Source organism: Acinetobacter sp. Ac8 (assembly GCF_055392545.1).
Genome location: NZ_AP043689.1, coordinates 1,459,637 through 1,476,294, shown reverse-complemented (window position 1 = coordinate 1,476,294; position 16,658 = coordinate 1,459,637). Strand labels below are relative to the sequence as shown.

Here is a 16,658-nt window from a genome sequence, read left to right as displayed (position 1 = left end):
ACTGGGCTTTTATTTTAATCAGCTAAATGCGGTTAATTTTGATAAGTATTAGAGATAATCGCCTTCTCTTTCAGGCTGATATAATATTTTTTCAATTTTTACTTTCATCAAGTGACCATCAGGCTGCGGCCATTCTATTTCCTGTCCCTCAGCCAAGCCAAGAATTGCGGTACCTACAGGTGCAACCACATTGACCTGCCCTGCCTCTCCACGAAAATCATGCGGATAGACCAAGGTAATTTCGGTTGCTTCCGTAGAAGGTGCAATGGTGATTAAAACCTTTGCATTCATCGTCACCACATTGGGCGGCATATCTTGAGGTGCAACCACATCTGCTCGTGCCAATTCCTCTTCTAAATGCTGCATTGTCACAGTCAACTTCGACTGATGTTCCAACATCGTTTCTAAGCGATGTAAATCTTGTTCTGAAATAATAATATTTGGTTTACTAGCCATGTGCCTAATTCCTTCGATCTTTCACATCATTTGGGTATAGCAGCGATGTTTATAATGGGTCTGTTGACATTTCATAAATGAATTAAGCCACAAGCCGTAAATTTCAGCATGCAACCTGTCTGTCGGAAACGTGAAACGAAGTATCAATAAACTCCAATAATCTACTTCTTTTATAACAGATATTTTCTGCAATGTTTAAGCTTTTAAACTTATTGAACAACCATAAAAAAAGCCCCCTTGAGAGGAGGCCTTCTCAAGTTAATGCTTATTTAGCATAAACGGGGAATTTTGCACAGACTGTTTCAACTTTCGCTTTAACCGCATTGATAACAGCTTCATCACCTTTTGCATCGAGGATATCCGCAATCCAACCTGCCAAGTCGCGAACTTCAGCTTCACCAAAACCACGTGTTGTTACTGCTGGCGTACCGATACGGATACCAGAAGTGACAAACGGAGAACGTGGATCATTTGGTACCGCATTTTTGTTGACCGTAATATGAGCAGCGCCTAACCAAGCATCAGCATCTTTACCTGTCACATCTTGCTTAATTAAAGACAACAAGAATAAATGGTTTTCTGTACCACCAGATACAACATCATAACCACGTGAAATCAATACTTCAGCCATCGCTTTAGCATTTACAACCACTTGTTTTTGATATTCTTTGTATTCAGGCATCATTGCTTCTTTAAAGCAAATTGCTTTTGCTGCGATCGCATGAACCAATGGACCGCCTTGGTTACCCGGGAATACAGCAGACTGAAGTTTTTTCTCAATTTCTTCGTTTGCTTTTGCAAGGATTAAACCAGAACGTGGACCACGCAAAGTTTTATGCGTAGTTGTGGTTGTTACATCAGCAATTTGCACTGGACTTGGGTATACACCAGCAGCAACTAAACCAGCAACGTGAGCCATATCTACAAATAAGTAAGCGCCAACTTTATCCGCAATTTCACGGAAACGTTGCCAATCTACAATTTGGCTATATGCAGAGAAACCCGCAACGATCATACGTGGTTTATGCTCTACAGCTAAACGCTCAACTTCTTCGTAATCAATTTCACCAGTTTCTACATTTAAACCATATTGAACAGCATTATATGATTTACCAGAGAAGTTGACTTTAGCACCATGAGTCAAATGACCACCATGCGCCAAGCTCATGCCTAAAACAGTATCACCTGGGTTAAGTAAAGCAAGATAAACTGCTGAGTTTGCTTGAGAACCTGCATGTGGCTGAACATTTGCATAGTCAGCACCAAATAATGCTTTAGCACGATCGATCGCCAATTGTTCGATCACATCAACATATTCACAACCGCCATAATAGCGCTTGCCAGGGTAACCTTCCGCATATTTGTTAGTGAGTTTTGACCCTTGTGCTTCCATAACAGCTGGTGAGCAATAGTTTTCAGATGCGATTAACTCAATATGAGCTTCTTGACGGGCATCTTCTTGAGTGATTGCTTGAGCAATTTCTGGATCAAATTCAGAAATAGAGATATTGGCGAACATTAGCGAGGTCCTATGAATTAGGGCTTTTAAGCCGTGCTAAGATTGCGCGTATTGTAGCATGAAGTTTGTAATTAAACAGAATGAAGTTTGCTCCGTTTTAAATAAAAATGGCTCATGTTGAAAACATAAGCCATTTGCTCAAATCTACAATTTAAAATCGTTATTGTGCTGCAAACATTCCTTTTACATCAGCCACAATATTGTCGATATTCAAGGCATAAGCCGTACTATGATCCCAAGTCGGATTGGTAATGTAATTCACCTTCGTCGTCAGTGCTTTCGCGGTACCGTATAAAGTATCTGTTGCCACTTTCGGTACAGTAGTATCTGCGCCACCCTGATAGATAATCACTGGTGTTTTGACGAGCACTTGCAACGGTTGCGAATCTTTCTCTAGGAAAGTTTTAACGGCTGGCAAAGACATAAAGGTATCGGTTGTTCTTGGATAGTTTTTCAATGAGCCGTTGACTGCCGCATATTGCCCCATTGCCACGCCAAACTGTTGACCAAGTGTATCATAACAAACAGATTCAGCATTTTTTGCGATTGCATCGGTTGGCACTTTGAATACTTGGCTATAGTCTAAAGTTGGGTTTGAATTACGTAAACCCGCTGCAATCAACGCTGTAAATGTATCCAATGATGCATAGACTGGAATTTGTTGTGCTGGTGGTGCATCTGCAACTGATAATTGCCCCGCATTTAAAATTAAACTCAATTGTGAAGCAGGTGCGACTGCAACTGTACCTTTATAATCTAAATTGGCACGATCAGCATATTGTGCAGCACCTAAAGCTGCTTGACCGCCTTGAGAATGCCCAACAGTGACCCATTTTTTCGATACTTTATTGCCTAACCAGTTACGTGTTGCAACCACCGCATCTGTAATCGAGTAACCTTCACTTTTTACATTTAAGAATGGATGGAGTTCAGTTCCACTCGGTTCGCCTAAACCTTCATAATCGGGTGCAACAACCACATAGCCTTCTGCAAGGAATTTAGAAATCATTCCTTTAATATAAACATTCATTGCGTTACGGCTTGGTGCACATATATCAGCGACACCAGTTGTACCATGTGCCCAAACCACGATAGGCCAACCTGAAGCTGGTGGTGCAGTTTTAGGAGTAAATACCAATGAGGTTGCTTGTACTTCAGTTCCCTTCACCCCTTTCATTTTATAGGTCATCACTACACTATCTGCCGCCACAGCAGAAAAATCTGTCTTGGTATATGCTATAGGTGTGCCAACAACAGGGTTTGCGATAGTGTTTAGATCCGTATTTGAAGGTGATTCATACGAATTTCCCCCACTACCACCGTTATTACACGCGGATAAAACCAAACCTGAACTTAGAATTAAAATTGATAATGCATTTTTTTTCATGTGACTTATTCCTTAAAGCACAATTTTTTTAAAGTTATATATACGGCTTAACGCGTATAATTCTTTCATAAATACGTCAAAAAAATCTGTTATACAAGTTTTTTTCTTATTATTTTTTAAACATTATTCAATAAATTAAAATGTGCGTCTTCTTTCAAAATAGAAAGCAAAGCAACAGCATTTTTCTAGCCCTTGATGCCAATATCAAATTTTAAATTTTTCAAAAACTAAAATTTTTGCGTTTAAAATCAAATATATAATGATTAATAAAATCTTTTCCCAAGCTACAGCTTATTTTGACTCTCATTTTATTTCCAACTTATGTCTTATCGCAACAATAGCGCTCATCCTCTATAGAAAACATTGAAGAATCATGCGAAGTATAAATAGCAAGATCAAATAATCATTTTTCTAGCAATTGCCTGTTAGTATCCGCTCCCCCTTGATAAATAATAATCGGGGTTTTTACTTGCGTTTGTAGTAGTTGTGAATCCTTTGCCAGAAATTGCTTTACGATTGGATTATTTTTAAAGCCTTCTTGTTTACGCGAAGAATAACCTTTTAGACTCAGTTCATTTGCAGCCGAATATTGTGATATCGATCCCAGCATAAATTGAAAACCCAAATCAAAAAGACAAAGTGATTCTGCTTGCTCAGCAGTTTTATCTGTTGATGACTTAAATATTGTACTGTATACAGGCTCATTCAGATAAACGAAGTCGTAACTAATTTCTCTATACTCGGCGCACAATCATCAACAATCTTCACGACACCATGCACCTAAACCTATCGGCCAATCTTCAGTTGACGGTGCACTTTCGGAGTTCAATAACATTATTGCTTGCCTTTCTTTTCTAGTGACGCCTTTCATTTTAGACGTCATTACTACTGTCTCAACTACATTCAGTGGAAGAGTATTATCTTTAATATCATATGGTATTGGTGTAATCACCACTGGATTTTGGATCTGGTTTATATCTGTATTTGAATTCATGGATGAATTATCGTCATGTTCATCGCCACCACAGGCAGTTAAAAATAGAGGGGATCCAACCAACATTATTGAGAGTAAATTTAATTTCATTTGATTCATCCTTGCATATAATAATTTTTATGACTTCAGTACCAACAAATTCAATTTGCCAACTCTAATTAATGGAGCGCCAACCACAGGCATAATGAATGTTTATTTTTACACTTACATCACATTGTGCAATTTTGAAGCTATGCTTCATTATAATTATGCGAAAAATTATATTTAGCAAGTGGAACTTAATATTAAAAATTTTAAATTATTTAAAAAAATCAGAACATTATTTTTAGATTCACTAAAATACTCTTGTATTTATAGAATCTTATATTTATTTATTATTTACCCCAAGTGTTATATAACGCATATATTATGCAAATACTGTGAACTAGGGATGTGACCCAAATATACTTTTTATTGTTTTATTTTAAATATTTTTTTATCAACAACCATCTCATGGTTTAAGTTTCAATCAATTCAAGATGATTAATATTTAAACTTCGTAGGCATAATATACTAAAAACCAGTCCAAATAATAACTAAATGATAGAAATAATCAATGACCAAATCAAAACAAAGTTTCTTAAGCCATCTTTTTTCTAAGATTAAAATATAGAGTTAAATGCTATAAAAAATACCCTTATCAACCAGTAATAAGGGCATTTTTACATTGCTACAATAAGTACTGAACATTTACCAAATTAATTGGCAAGCAGCATCTTTATATCTTCTAATAATTTCCCATTCTCAACATTAACCCTGAATACGCTAAAGTGATCCCAAGTCGGATCAGTTCTGTAATCAATTTTGGTGGTTAAAGCACGTGCTTGTGCCACCAAAGTATTTGTTGCCTGAGGTAATACGATATTGTCACTGCCCCCCTGATAAATAATAATCGGGGTTTTAACCACAGTTTGCAGTGGCTGAGAATCCTTTGCCAGAAATTGCTTCATGATTGGATCATTTTTAAAGCCTTCCTGTTTACGCGAAGAATAACCTTTTAGACTATTTCTATCATTTGCAAGTGCATATTCTGTTACTGGTCCTTCCATAAATGCAGAACCCAACTCAAAAAGACAAAGCTTTTCTGCATTCTCAGCAACAAATTTATCAGTCGGTGACTTAAATATTTTACTGTATACGGGCTCGGTCGGATAAAGACTTTTCATACCCGCAGCCATATAGGACGTTAGCGTATCCAATATACCATAGCCGAGTGCTTGAGTGAGTGACATATCCTCCATTTCCGCTATAGCCATTTCTGACAACTCCTCAATCAATCTTAGATTGTTTGCAGGGGCGGTGGCGACTGCCCCCCTATAATCCATATTGGCACGCGCTGCATACTGTGCCGTAGCTAATGCCGCATGACCACCTTGTGAGTGCCCCAAAACAGCCCATTTATTGGAGGCTTTATTGCCTAACCAACTTTTGGTTGCGACTACAGCATCTGTAACCGAATAGGCTGCACTCTTTACATTCAAAAATGGATGCATCTCGTTACTACTAGGCTCACCCAGACCTTCATAATCGGGGGCAACCACCACATAACCTTCATTAACAAAGCTCTCAATCATATTATAAGTAGACTTATCTACGCCTAAAATCGATGTCGTAATTAATAGATTATTACTTGGTGCACATTTGTCAGCAACACCCGCTGTGCCATGTGCCCAAGCCACAATTGGCCAACCGCCAACAGGCGGTGCAGCTTTGGGAGTAAACACTAACGCAGTTGCTTGAGTTTCTTTCCCCGTGATGCCCTTCATTTTATAAGTCATCACCACACTCTCAGCTGCATTCGGTGGAAGAGTATTATCTTGAATAACGTAGGGTTTTGGAGTATTTACCACTGGATTTTGAATATTGTTTACATCTGCATTTACATTAGAAGTTGTGGATGGATTATCCCCCTTATCGTCACTACCACCACAGGCAGTTAGAAATAAACTAGATCCAACCAACATTACTAAGAGTAAATTTAATTTCATTTGATTTATCCTTGCATATTAATAATTTTTATGACTTCAGTGCCAACAAATTCAGTTTGCCAACCCTGATCAATTGATTGCCTTATGTGCAATGGATGTCTATTTTACAAGCACGCCACACCGCACAATACTTAAGAAAATCTGCATTATATTTATACTAAAAATATAAATTTGCAAATGAAATTTCACATTTAAAAGATTGAAACTATCTTTTACTTAGTTGGTTTAAAAATATTTAATTCACAGAAATATTACAGCAATTATATAAGCTTATATTTACCAAATTTTTATTTTAAGATGTTATTCCGCTCACAAAATTCTAAAATAATGTGAATTAAGATTATTTTGAAAATATATTCTTGTTCATTTTACTTTAAAGAAATTCTTATCAATTTGTGTTTTTATTATTTAATTTTCAACCAATTTTAGATGATTTATATCCAGTATTTTTAGTCAATGCATATCAAAAACCAATCCTGATCATGACTAAATCAAAAGCCTATACTGATTTTGATAGAAATAATCAATGACCAGATCCGAACAAAGTTTCTCAATTCATCTTTTTTCTAAACTTAAAATATAGGGTTAAACGATTTAAAAAATGCCCTTATTATCAGTAATAAGGGCATTTTTACATTGCTACAATTAAGTATTGAACACTCACAAAATTAATCAGCAAGTAGAGCTTTTATATCTTTTAACAAGTTTCCATTTTGAACATGGGTCGCATATATATTGATGTGATTCCAAGCAGGGTCAGTTCGATAATCAATTTTGGTGTTTAAAGCACGTGCCTTCTCCACTAAAGCATCGGTTGCCTGTGGGTATACGATAGTATCTGCTCCCCCTTGATAAATAATAATCGGGGTTTTTACTTGCGTTTGTAGTGGTTGTGAATCCTTATCTAGAAATTGCCTTACAATCGGATTATCTTTATATTCCGCTTTTTTACGCTGTGAAAAGTTGATTAGACGACCAAATGGCTGTTGAATTGCTATTCGGCCAGTAAAAGCCGTTATTAACCCTACAATACAACGTTCTTCTGCTCGTGCAGCAGGAATATCATAGGGGGTGTTAAATATATTGGTGTAAACAGGCTCGTTCGGATAAAGACTTTTCATCCCCGCAGCCATATAGGAGGTTAAAGCATCTAAGGTCGTATAACCGATAATTTGGTTAGCTCTAGCTTTATCCGCCAAATTCGTTTCTGTTAGGTTTTCAATCATTTCTAAGTTATTTGCTGGCGCCAAAGCAACAGCACCCTTATAGTCCATATTGGCACGCGCTGCATATTCTGCTGCGCCCAATGCGGCATGCCCCCCTTGCGAGACGCCAGCAACAGCCCATTTGTTAGATACTTTGTTGCCTAACCAGCTTTTAGTTGCCACCACTGCATCAGTAATTGAATAGGCTGCACTTTTTAAATGTAAATACGGATGCATTTCCTGACCACTAGGCTCTCCCAAACCTTCATAATCGGGTGCGACCACAACATAGCCTTCTTTAACTAAGCTATCGATCATCTCATGAGTAGATCGATCTTCGCCTAGAATGGTAGTGGTGATTAATTTCATTCGACTTGGTGCACATTGGTCAATAACACCTGTTGTACCATGTCCCCAAGCCACAATTGGCCAGCCGCCAGCTGGCGGTGCAGTTTTAGGGGTAAATACCAATGCGGTTGCCAGAGTTTCTGTTCCTTTGATGCCCTTCATTTTATAAGTCATCACTACACTGTCTGCAGCATTTGGTGGATTTTCTGCTGCGGTCTGATATGCGCTTGGTGTGCCCACCACTGGGTCTTGAATATTGTTGACATCTACATTTGGCTTATCTTCAGGTGGTTTTTCATCACCCGGTTTTTCATCTCCTGGCTTTTCGTCACCCGGTTTTTCATCTCCTGGCTTTTCGTCACCTGGCTTTTCATCACCCGGTTTTTCGTCACCTGGCTTTTCATCACCCGGTTTTTCGTCACCCGGTTTTTCGTCACCCGGTTTTTCATCGCCTGGTTTTTCGTCAGGTGGTATTACATCACCGGGCTTTTCTACAATGGGTTTTCCATCATCTGAACCTGTGGATGAATTATTACTGTTTCTATTGCTATCACAGGCACTCAGCAATAGACCAGATCCAATCAACATTATTGAGAGTAAATTTAATTTCATTTGATCCATCCTTGCATATAATAATTTTTATGACTTCAGTGCCAACAAATTCAATTTGCCAACTCTAATTAATGAAGCGCCAGCCACAGGCATAATGAATGTTTATTTTTTTTGCATACATCACATTGTGCGTTTTTTAAGCAGCGCTTCGTTATAATTATGCGAGAAATTATATTTAAGCAAGTGGAATTTAATATCAAAAAATTTTTAATTTATTTTAAAAATCAATATATTATCATTAAATTCACTAAAATACTCGTGTAATTATAAAATCTTATATTTGTTTTTTATTTATTTAAAATGTTATATAACGCATATATTATGCAAATACTGTGAATTAGGAATGTGATGCAAATACACTTTTTATTGTTTTATTTTAAATAAATTCTTATCAATAATCATCTTATGGTTTAAGTTTCAATCAATTCAAGATGATTAATATTTAAAATTTTGGGTCATAATATACTAAAAACCAGTCCAGATAATAGCTAAACGATAGAAATAATCAATAACCAAATCAAAACAACATTTCTTAAGCCATCTTTTTTCTAAGCTTAAAATATAGGATTAAACAATTTTAAAATGCTCTTACTACGTAGAATAAGAGCATTTTTACATTATTACGAGTACATTGAACACTCAAAATTAATTGGCAAGCAGGGTCTTTATATCTTCTAATAATTTTCCATTCTCAACATTCACCCTGAATACGCTAAAGTGATCCCAAGTCGGATCAGTTCTATAATCAATTCTAGTGGTTAAAGCACGGGCTTGTGCCACCAAGGCATCCGTTGCTTGTGGTAATACAACAGTATCTTTACCCCCCTGATAAATAATAATTGGGGTTTTAACGAGCGTTTGTAACGGTTGTGAATCTGTACCCAAAAATTGTCTTACGATTGGATCATTCTTATAGCCCTCTTTTTTACGCGGATAATCTTTAAGACTCCCGTTCTTAATATTATAAACAGTCATCGGTAGTGCAAAAGCAGCCCCCATTCCTGCAAGACATTCTCTTTCGGCTTTCTCAGCAATTTTATCAGTGGGTGTTTTAAATATAATACTGTATACAGCCTCGCTTGGATTGACTGCCTTTATACCCGCTGCCATATAAGCCGTTAAAGTATCCAGTGCAGCATAACCACCGATCTGAATTAACCCATCCGCATCCGCTAAAGCCATTTCTGACAGGTTTTCGATCAATTCCAGATTATTAGCCGGTGCCATTGCAACTGCACCCTTATAGTCCATATTGGCACGGGCTGCATACTGTGCTGCACCTAATGCTGCATGACCGCCTTGCGAGATTCCAGCAACCGCCCATTTGTTGGACGCCTTATTGCCTAACCAACTTTTGGTTGCCACCACAGCATCGGTAATTGAATAAGCTTCACTTTTTAAGTTTAAAAATGGATGGATTTCTTTCTCGCTAGGTTCGCCCATACCCTCATAATCTGGCGCAACCACCACATAACCTGCTTTAACAAAGTCATCGACCATTTTTTGAGTATGCACATCGGCTATAGGCACAAATAATTTATTTTTACTCGGTGCACACTTGTCAGCAACACCAGTTGTTCCATGTGCCCAAGCCACAATTGGCCAACCTCCAGCAGGCGGTGCAGTTTTAGGGGTAAAGACCAATGCGGTTGCCTGAGTTTCTTGTCCCGTGATGCCTTTCATTTTATAGGTCATCACCACACTCTCATCCGCATTGGGTGGAAGAACATCATTTTTAATATTATAAGGTACTGGTGTATTGACCACTGGATTTTGAATATTGTTTACATCTACATCTGAACCTGCCGACGAATGATCACTTTTGTCGTCATCACCACCACATGCAGTTAGAAATAGCGTAGATCCAGTCAATAGCACTGAAAGTAATTTTAATTTCATATAATTCTTCCTTTTTATCATTTTTTCTATCACCTCAGCAGGGTCAACAAATCGTTTGCCCGCGCTGATCCAATAGATCACTCATCTTAGTTTAATGTTTATGTTGTTATTACTTCATAATACCTGGCAATATTTAAGCTAGGCTTTATTACAATTAAGACATAAATATAAATTTATCAAATGAGATTTAATCTTTAAAACATATTAAATTATCTCATCAATCCAGTTTTTTTATTTATTAATCAACTGAACTTAATGTGATTTTCATACACCAATCAGCATAAATTAATTTTATAATCCTCAACTTTTAATATATTTTTCACAGTTTTAACGATAAATAAATTCTGATCAATGATTTATTTTATTATTTAAATTTCAATCAATTTTTAATCATTGGTTTTAAGTATTCTAAAGATAATTCACATTAAAAAACTGATTCTGCGTGTGATTTAAGCAAAATTCAGTGTTGATCTTAATTTTAATGTTACCTTAATCAGCGCTCATTCTCTTAGAAATAGCATGAAATGACATTAATCACGAGAATCATAAATGACGAGCTCAAAAATAGCCTTCTAAGTCATCTTTTCTCAGGTTAAAACATGAAATTCAATGATATAAAAATGCCCTTATTCGCAGGAATAAAGGCATTTTTACATTGTGAGGACTAAAACAGCAAAACTTCAAAAATTAATTGGCAAGCAAAGTCTTGATATCTTCCATCAACTGTCCATTTTCAACATTCGCCTTGAATGCATCAGTGTGATCCCAACTTGAATTGGTTCTATAATCAATTTTGGTGGTCATAGCGCGTGCTTGGGCGACCAAAGCATTCGTTGCCTGAGGTAATACTGTAATATCTTTATCCCCCTGATAAATAATAATCGGGGTTTTAATCACTGTTTGTAGCGGCGCTGAATCTTTATCTAGAAATTTTCTTACCAGTGGATTATTGGCATAACCCTCATTTTTACGCGGATAACCAACTAGACTTCCTTTATTGTTAGCTCTATAGCTTATCATTGGCAGTGTAAACTCAAGCGCCATGGCTTGAAGACATTGATCTTTTTCTTCTACTTTCTTGGCAATTTCATCAGTCGGTGACTTAAATACGATACTGTATACAGGCTCAGTTGGGTTGGTTGCCTTAATACCAGCAGCCATATAAGCCGTAAAGGTGTCAAGTAAAGCATAGCCTCCAACTTGCGTAATCCCTGTTCTATCCGCCAAAGCCATTTCCATCAGTTTTTCAATCAACTCCAAATTACTCGCAGGGGCTATTGCGATTGCACCCTTATAGTCCATATTGGCACGAGCGGCATACTGTGCAGCACCTAATGCCGCATGACCGCCTTGCGAGTGCCCAGCGACAGCCCATTTGTTAGATGCTTTATTGCCTAACCAACTTTTGGTTGCCACTACAGCATCTGTAACTGAATAGGCCGCACTTTTTAAATTTAAATATGGATGCATTTCCTTATCGATAGTTTCCTCCCCCGGCGCTTTAGGTTCACCCAAACCTTCATAATTCGGAGCGACAACAACGTAGCCGTCTTTAACCAGGCTATCGATCATTTTATGTGTATGCAAATCTGGCGTCCGTCCCCCTTCCATAATTAAGTAATTTTCACTTGGTGCACAATCATCATTAACACCCACCGTACCATGTGCCCAAGCCACTATCGGCCAACCTCCAGCAGGCGGTGCAGTTTTAGGGGTAAAGACCAATGCGGTTGCCTGAGTTTCTTGCCCCGTGATGCCTTTCATTTTATAGGTCATCACCACACTCGCTTCCGCATTGGGTGGATAGTCTTCTGTATATTCATAAGGTACTGGTGTATTTACCACTGGATTTTGAATGTTGTTTACGTCTACATTTGAACTTGTGGATGAATTATCCCCCTTATCGTCACTACCACCACAGGCGGTTAGAAACAGACCAGATCCAAGCAACATGATTGAGAGTAAATTTAATTTCATTTGATTCATCCTTGTTTAATCATTTTTCTATCACATCATTGTCAACAAATCGTTGTCGGCATTGCCCCCTTGATCGCCAATCTTAGCTTAATTATTATTTTTGCAATTATATTATGCCTTGCAATATTTAAGCTGGGCTTCATTACAATTAAGCCATAAATGAAAATTAGGCAAGTCATATTTGACCATTAAATATTTTAAATTATATTATTCATCAAATTACATACCAATTAAAAAATTGAAATTAAATCATTTTATTAGACACCAGCCTAAGTACTTTTTTTATTACTCTTTATATTCGATAGATTTAGTCCAGTTCTAACTATGAATATATTCTTATCAATCATGAACCTTATTGTTTAAATTTCATTCAATTTTTAATCATTGGTTTTAAATATTCTAAAGATAATTCACATTAAAAAAATGATTTTGCGTGTGATTTAAGCAAAAGCCAGCACTTATCTGGATTTTAGATGGGTTTCATTTGTATTTAGCGTCTAAAAAAGCTAGTTTATGAAGGCGCTCTTTCTTATCTATTTGTTGAGGAACAAAGGTATGCAAGCAATTATTCTAGATACTGAAACTCATACACTCAATGGATTGCCCATTGAAATTGCTTATGCACCGATTCAGATTCAAGAAGGGAAATTAAGCTTAGATCGGGAACAAATGTTCGATCAACTTTATAGTATTGGCAATGAAAAAATTTCTTTTGGCTCAATGGCGGTTCACCATATCCTAGAATCTGATCTTGTCGGGCAACCTAATTTTTCCAGCTTTGAACTTCCTCAGCACACCCAGTATATCATTGGGCATAATATTGATTACGATATTCAGGCTATACAACGGTGTGGCGTAGATACTGCTCATATCAAAGCCATTTGTACGCTGGCGCTTGCTCGTCTTGTTTGGCCTGATGCTGAAGCACATAATATATCAGCACTGATTTATATGATCAGTAAAGGCAGTGAGAAAGCACGTGAAATGTTAAAAGGTGCACATCGTGCAGATGCCGATATTATTTTAACTGCAAATATTCTCATGCATATTGTTTATCAACTCAAAATTCAAACCATTGAAGAATTATATGAAGCCTCAGAAGATGCGCGTATCCCTCGCAGCATTAACTTTGGTAAGCATCGTGGGACAGCGATTGCAGAATTACCCAAAGACTATGTGCAATGGTTACTTCGTCAAGATGAACTTGACCCTTATTTACGCAAAGCTTTAGAGAATGCAAACATCGTCACACTTTAAGCTAATGATTTGTAACAATAAAGTCATATTAGTGTAATTTTCATTCTTTACTCTAGGGTCAATTTATTGGGGAATAATTTGACTCATGGATCACTATTTTAAAACTGACTTGGGAATTCAGACTTTAAAACACCGCTCAATTCAACTCACTGCTCGCCAAAGACAATTATTGCTGCTTATTGGCACAGATGATTTTAAAATTTTGAATAGTGCACTAAAGCAACGGCTTGCAACACCAGAACTTATTCAACAATTAGAAGAGCTTGGTCTAATTTTTCAGAATCAAGTGAATGGTGCGCCTCAAGTTAAGTCAAAAATAACATCAGAATCGTCCAAGATTGAACAATCAAATCAGCGCCCCCCTTCAAATCTGACAACTGAAATAGGCTTTAAACCGTCGCCTAAAGCTGTTGAAAATCCAACAATTATTAACGATACCAAGCTCAGTCAAAATACAAAATCAGCAGATCCAAACCCCATCCAGCAAAGCGTTAGTACTGTCACATCTACACACGTAGCGCATGCCGAGACGACGCCTGAACTGAATTATATAAATTTTGATGACATCAAACACAAAATGTCTACCCTGCTACAGACGCATTGCGGCTTGATGACCAAACAATTGGTCATGCAAATACAACAGGCAAAATCAATTCGAGATATTAAATTTTGCCAAATGCAGTGGATTACCGCACTTCAAGAAAGTCGAATCTCTCCCCAAGAATTAAATCAAACCATGCAACAAATTAATTATTCACTCCAACATTTACAATCATCTTAAATCGATCCTAAATATTTATTTCAATTTACCCACTTAGAATGACAAATGAAGTGCTTTAAAGTCATTCTAAGTCTTTTTATTTAAGGGTATTTTTGATTTATTTGCGAATATCAAAATCTTAAAACCAAATAAGCTAACGCCAATAAATCAAAGTTTTATGTATATAGGGATGATTTATTGGGACAGTATTATCCTGACTTTGCAATTTTAAATGGGAGAAATACCGATTAATTTTTAAACCGACTTAAGCGTATTCCCAGACATTCATATCTCTTTACAAAATCACATTGTCTGTTTTACATGCATTCGGTAGAATTATGGGCACGCCAATGATTTAAAACAATTAGACAATTATGACTCAATACCTTACAAAATCGACCAACCAAACAGCTTTAGAACTTTCAAATTTTTATCCAACGTTTGAACAATGTTTAAATGCTGTATCCAATATTAAATATCAAAAAGATTTACGTATCAAAAGCGATCCTATTTCATCTCAACATATTTTGGTTGAAAGCTATTCTCGAGGGACACTTCAAGATAAGTTTAAAATTGAAAAAAATGCAATTGAGCATGCAAACAAAAACCGTTTGGCCTTATATCATCTTGTTGCCGTTACACTCGATCATTTTAAAACTTCTTAATATTCACACAGCCTTTTAAACTGATTAAAAATAAAACGTGTTGGGCTTTTTCACCCAACACGTTTTTTAATTGATGATAAAAATTAGCTAACTTGTTCAATCACACGATAAATACTGTCGCTTTCTTTGCTTTCAAAAAGCAACTCAATACTGGGTAAAATTTTCTCACCATCCACAACAATATGATCAATTTTTTGGAACAATGATAAATTATCTGTGTCCTCATGCTCTTGCAGCTTATTTAACCAAGCCATTGCATTCAGCTCATTACTATATTGATCCTTGACCCTTACTGTAATCATTTCAGTCATTTTTCTGTCCTCTTTTTTATATACTGTTTTCTTATAGCATGCGCCAAACTAAAAATTAGCTTAAAGTTGTTAGATTTTATGGCAATGTTAAAAATTAGCTACATTACTATGTTTTCTATTTATAAAATAAATAGTTACTTTGAATACTTTGTGTAAATACAGCTTGATTCAATTATTTCATGACGTTTCAAAAATCAGAAAAAGAAAAGCCCGCATTTCTGCGAGCTTTTTATGTTGGAAAGCTAGTGCTTATTTTTTATTTGAACTGGAGTCACAAATTCAACAAGCCGTCATTGATCTGTCCAACTACTTCGTAGCGTCTTAGCGACCTACTGTAGTTTTAATATAGTCAGATGCGCTTTGATCTGCAAGATGCAGTAACATTATTGAACGATATCACAGCAATTTTGAAATTGAATATTTTTTTAATTGGTAGATAATAGATAAGTTTGATTGACTATAATTTAATATTGATCAACCTTAAAAAATCTAAATAACATTAAATAAAAACGAACCAGTAAAAATTATTTTATAAAAACAACCTATAAATCTGCCACACGAGATCACCTATAGCATTGATCATCATTAAAATTTATATATCATCAGCAGTATTAGATGTCTTTTCATAAATCAAAAAACAATCATGTTGAGTGAATCATATTGGTATTGATAGCCCCCTTCTCCCTCTATTTATCTAAACACATTTTCTCGATTTTACTTTTATTGCTGTAATTCAAATGGCTTTTAAAACACCTACAATATTGTCTAGACTGCGTGTACTTTAAATTTTCAGGAATATGTATACCGAAACATTCCGTCTCAATATTTCCTTTTTGTGATAAAGGGAGCTCTGCTTTACTGAGCAAAATACCAAGACCAAATGCAATAAGCATGGCAAAAAAGATTAAACCTTTATAATGGATGATTTGCTTGACCATGGGTGGCTAAATTCATAGAACATGATGAAGCTAATCCTAGCTTAAACTTTCCTGTTTTTTATTTTTATTTTTAAAAATAATTTGATAACAAATAAGGGAGTTAACATGCGCTGATCTTTTAAAGCAAAATAAATATACAGGTCTGTCAACTAAAATTTTTCAACAGCTTATACCACTTTTGGGCGTGGCTCATTTTATTCTATATGATTGCTTAAAAATTTTAATCATCAAAAAAATATGGCGCACGCAATGATAATTTTCGTTTTAAAGCATTATTTTTATGCGCTAAAAAAAATTAGAAAG

The 16,658-nt window shown here is 36.2% G+C and carries 13 protein-coding genes; 3 read left to right on the top strand and 10 right to left on the bottom strand.

Going from position 1 to position 16,658, the window contains the following annotated elements; all coding sequences use genetic code 11:
* Positions 1-48: 48 nt before the first annotated feature.
* The 9 genes from rnk to ACZ5QH_RS07050 all read right to left on the bottom strand — a co-directional run bounded on the left by rnk (position 49) and on the right by ACZ5QH_RS07050 (position 12,424).
* Positions 49-456, bottom strand: a complete 408-nt coding sequence (gene rnk / locus ACZ5QH_RS07090; RefSeq protein WP_004820092.1) for a nucleoside diphosphate kinase regulator — start codon at positions 454-456, stop codon at positions 49-51.
* A 265-nt stretch (positions 457-721) separates the two neighbouring features.
* Positions 722-1,975 carry a serine hydroxymethyltransferase gene (glyA, locus tag ACZ5QH_RS07085; RefSeq protein ID WP_004820090.1) on the bottom strand — a complete coding sequence of 418 codons (1,254 nt, stop codon included), beginning with the start codon at positions 1,973-1,975 and terminating at the stop codon, positions 722-724.
* A 160-nt stretch (positions 1,976-2,135) separates the two neighbouring features.
* Entirely contained in the window at positions 2,136-3,362 is a 1,227-nt protein-coding gene (locus ACZ5QH_RS07080; RefSeq protein WP_303576461.1) for an alpha/beta hydrolase, read from the bottom strand.
* Between the two features lie 403 nt (positions 3,363-3,765).
* Positions 3,766-3,972: a hypothetical protein gene (locus ACZ5QH_RS07075; protein ID WP_303576460.1), complete on the bottom strand. Its 207-nt coding sequence runs from the start codon at positions 3,970-3,972 to the stop codon at positions 3,766-3,768.
* A gap of 144 nt (positions 3,973-4,116) precedes the next feature.
* A complete protein-coding gene (locus tag ACZ5QH_RS07070) occupies positions 4,117-4,446 on the bottom strand; it encodes a hypothetical protein (RefSeq protein WP_303576459.1) in 330 nt (109 codons plus the stop codon).
* A 647-nt stretch (positions 4,447-5,093) separates the two neighbouring features.
* Positions 5,094-6,383, bottom strand: a complete 1,290-nt coding sequence (locus tag ACZ5QH_RS07065) for an alpha/beta fold hydrolase (RefSeq protein WP_303576458.1) — start codon at positions 6,381-6,383, stop codon at positions 5,094-5,096.
* A 668-nt stretch (positions 6,384-7,051) separates the two neighbouring features.
* The gene (locus ACZ5QH_RS07060) at positions 7,052-8,548 is read right to left on the bottom strand and encodes an alpha/beta hydrolase family protein (protein ID WP_303576457.1); all 1,497 of its coding nucleotides are present in this window, start codon (positions 8,546-8,548) and stop codon (positions 7,052-7,054) included.
* A 645-nt stretch (positions 8,549-9,193) separates the two neighbouring features.
* A complete protein-coding gene (locus ACZ5QH_RS07055; RefSeq protein ID WP_303576456.1) occupies positions 9,194-10,447 on the bottom strand; it encodes a lipase family protein in 1,254 nt (417 codons plus the stop codon).
* A gap of 687 nt (positions 10,448-11,134) precedes the next feature.
* The gene (locus ACZ5QH_RS07050; protein WP_303576455.1) at positions 11,135-12,424 is read right to left on the bottom strand and encodes an alpha/beta hydrolase family protein; all 1,290 of its coding nucleotides are present in this window, start codon (positions 12,422-12,424) and stop codon (positions 11,135-11,137) included.
* Between the two features lie 555 nt (positions 12,425-12,979).
* Between ACZ5QH_RS07050 and ACZ5QH_RS07045 the strand changes: the two genes are divergently transcribed.
* The 3 genes from ACZ5QH_RS07045 to ACZ5QH_RS07035 all read left to right on the top strand — a co-directional run bounded on the left by ACZ5QH_RS07045 (position 12,980) and on the right by ACZ5QH_RS07035 (position 15,106).
* Complete coding sequence (locus ACZ5QH_RS07045) at positions 12,980-13,681, top strand: exonuclease domain-containing protein (protein ID WP_004820063.1); 702 nt, start codon at positions 12,980-12,982, stop codon at positions 13,679-13,681.
* Between the two features lie 85 nt (positions 13,682-13,766).
* Positions 13,767-14,462: a hypothetical protein gene (locus ACZ5QH_RS07040; protein ID WP_303576454.1), complete on the top strand. Its 696-nt coding sequence runs from the start codon at positions 13,767-13,769 to the stop codon at positions 14,460-14,462.
* Positions 14,463-14,815: 353 nt separating this feature from the next.
* Positions 14,816-15,106, top strand: coding sequence for a hypothetical protein (locus ACZ5QH_RS07035; RefSeq protein WP_004820059.1), 291 nt, complete (start codon positions 14,816-14,818; stop codon positions 15,104-15,106).
* A gap of 83 nt (positions 15,107-15,189) precedes the next feature.
* Here ACZ5QH_RS07035 and ACZ5QH_RS07030 read toward each other — a convergent pair whose 3' ends face one another.
* A complete protein-coding gene (locus ACZ5QH_RS07030) occupies positions 15,190-15,417 on the bottom strand; it encodes a hypothetical protein (RefSeq protein ID WP_004721965.1) in 228 nt (75 codons plus the stop codon).
* Between the last annotated feature and the right edge of the window lie 1,241 nt (positions 15,418-16,658).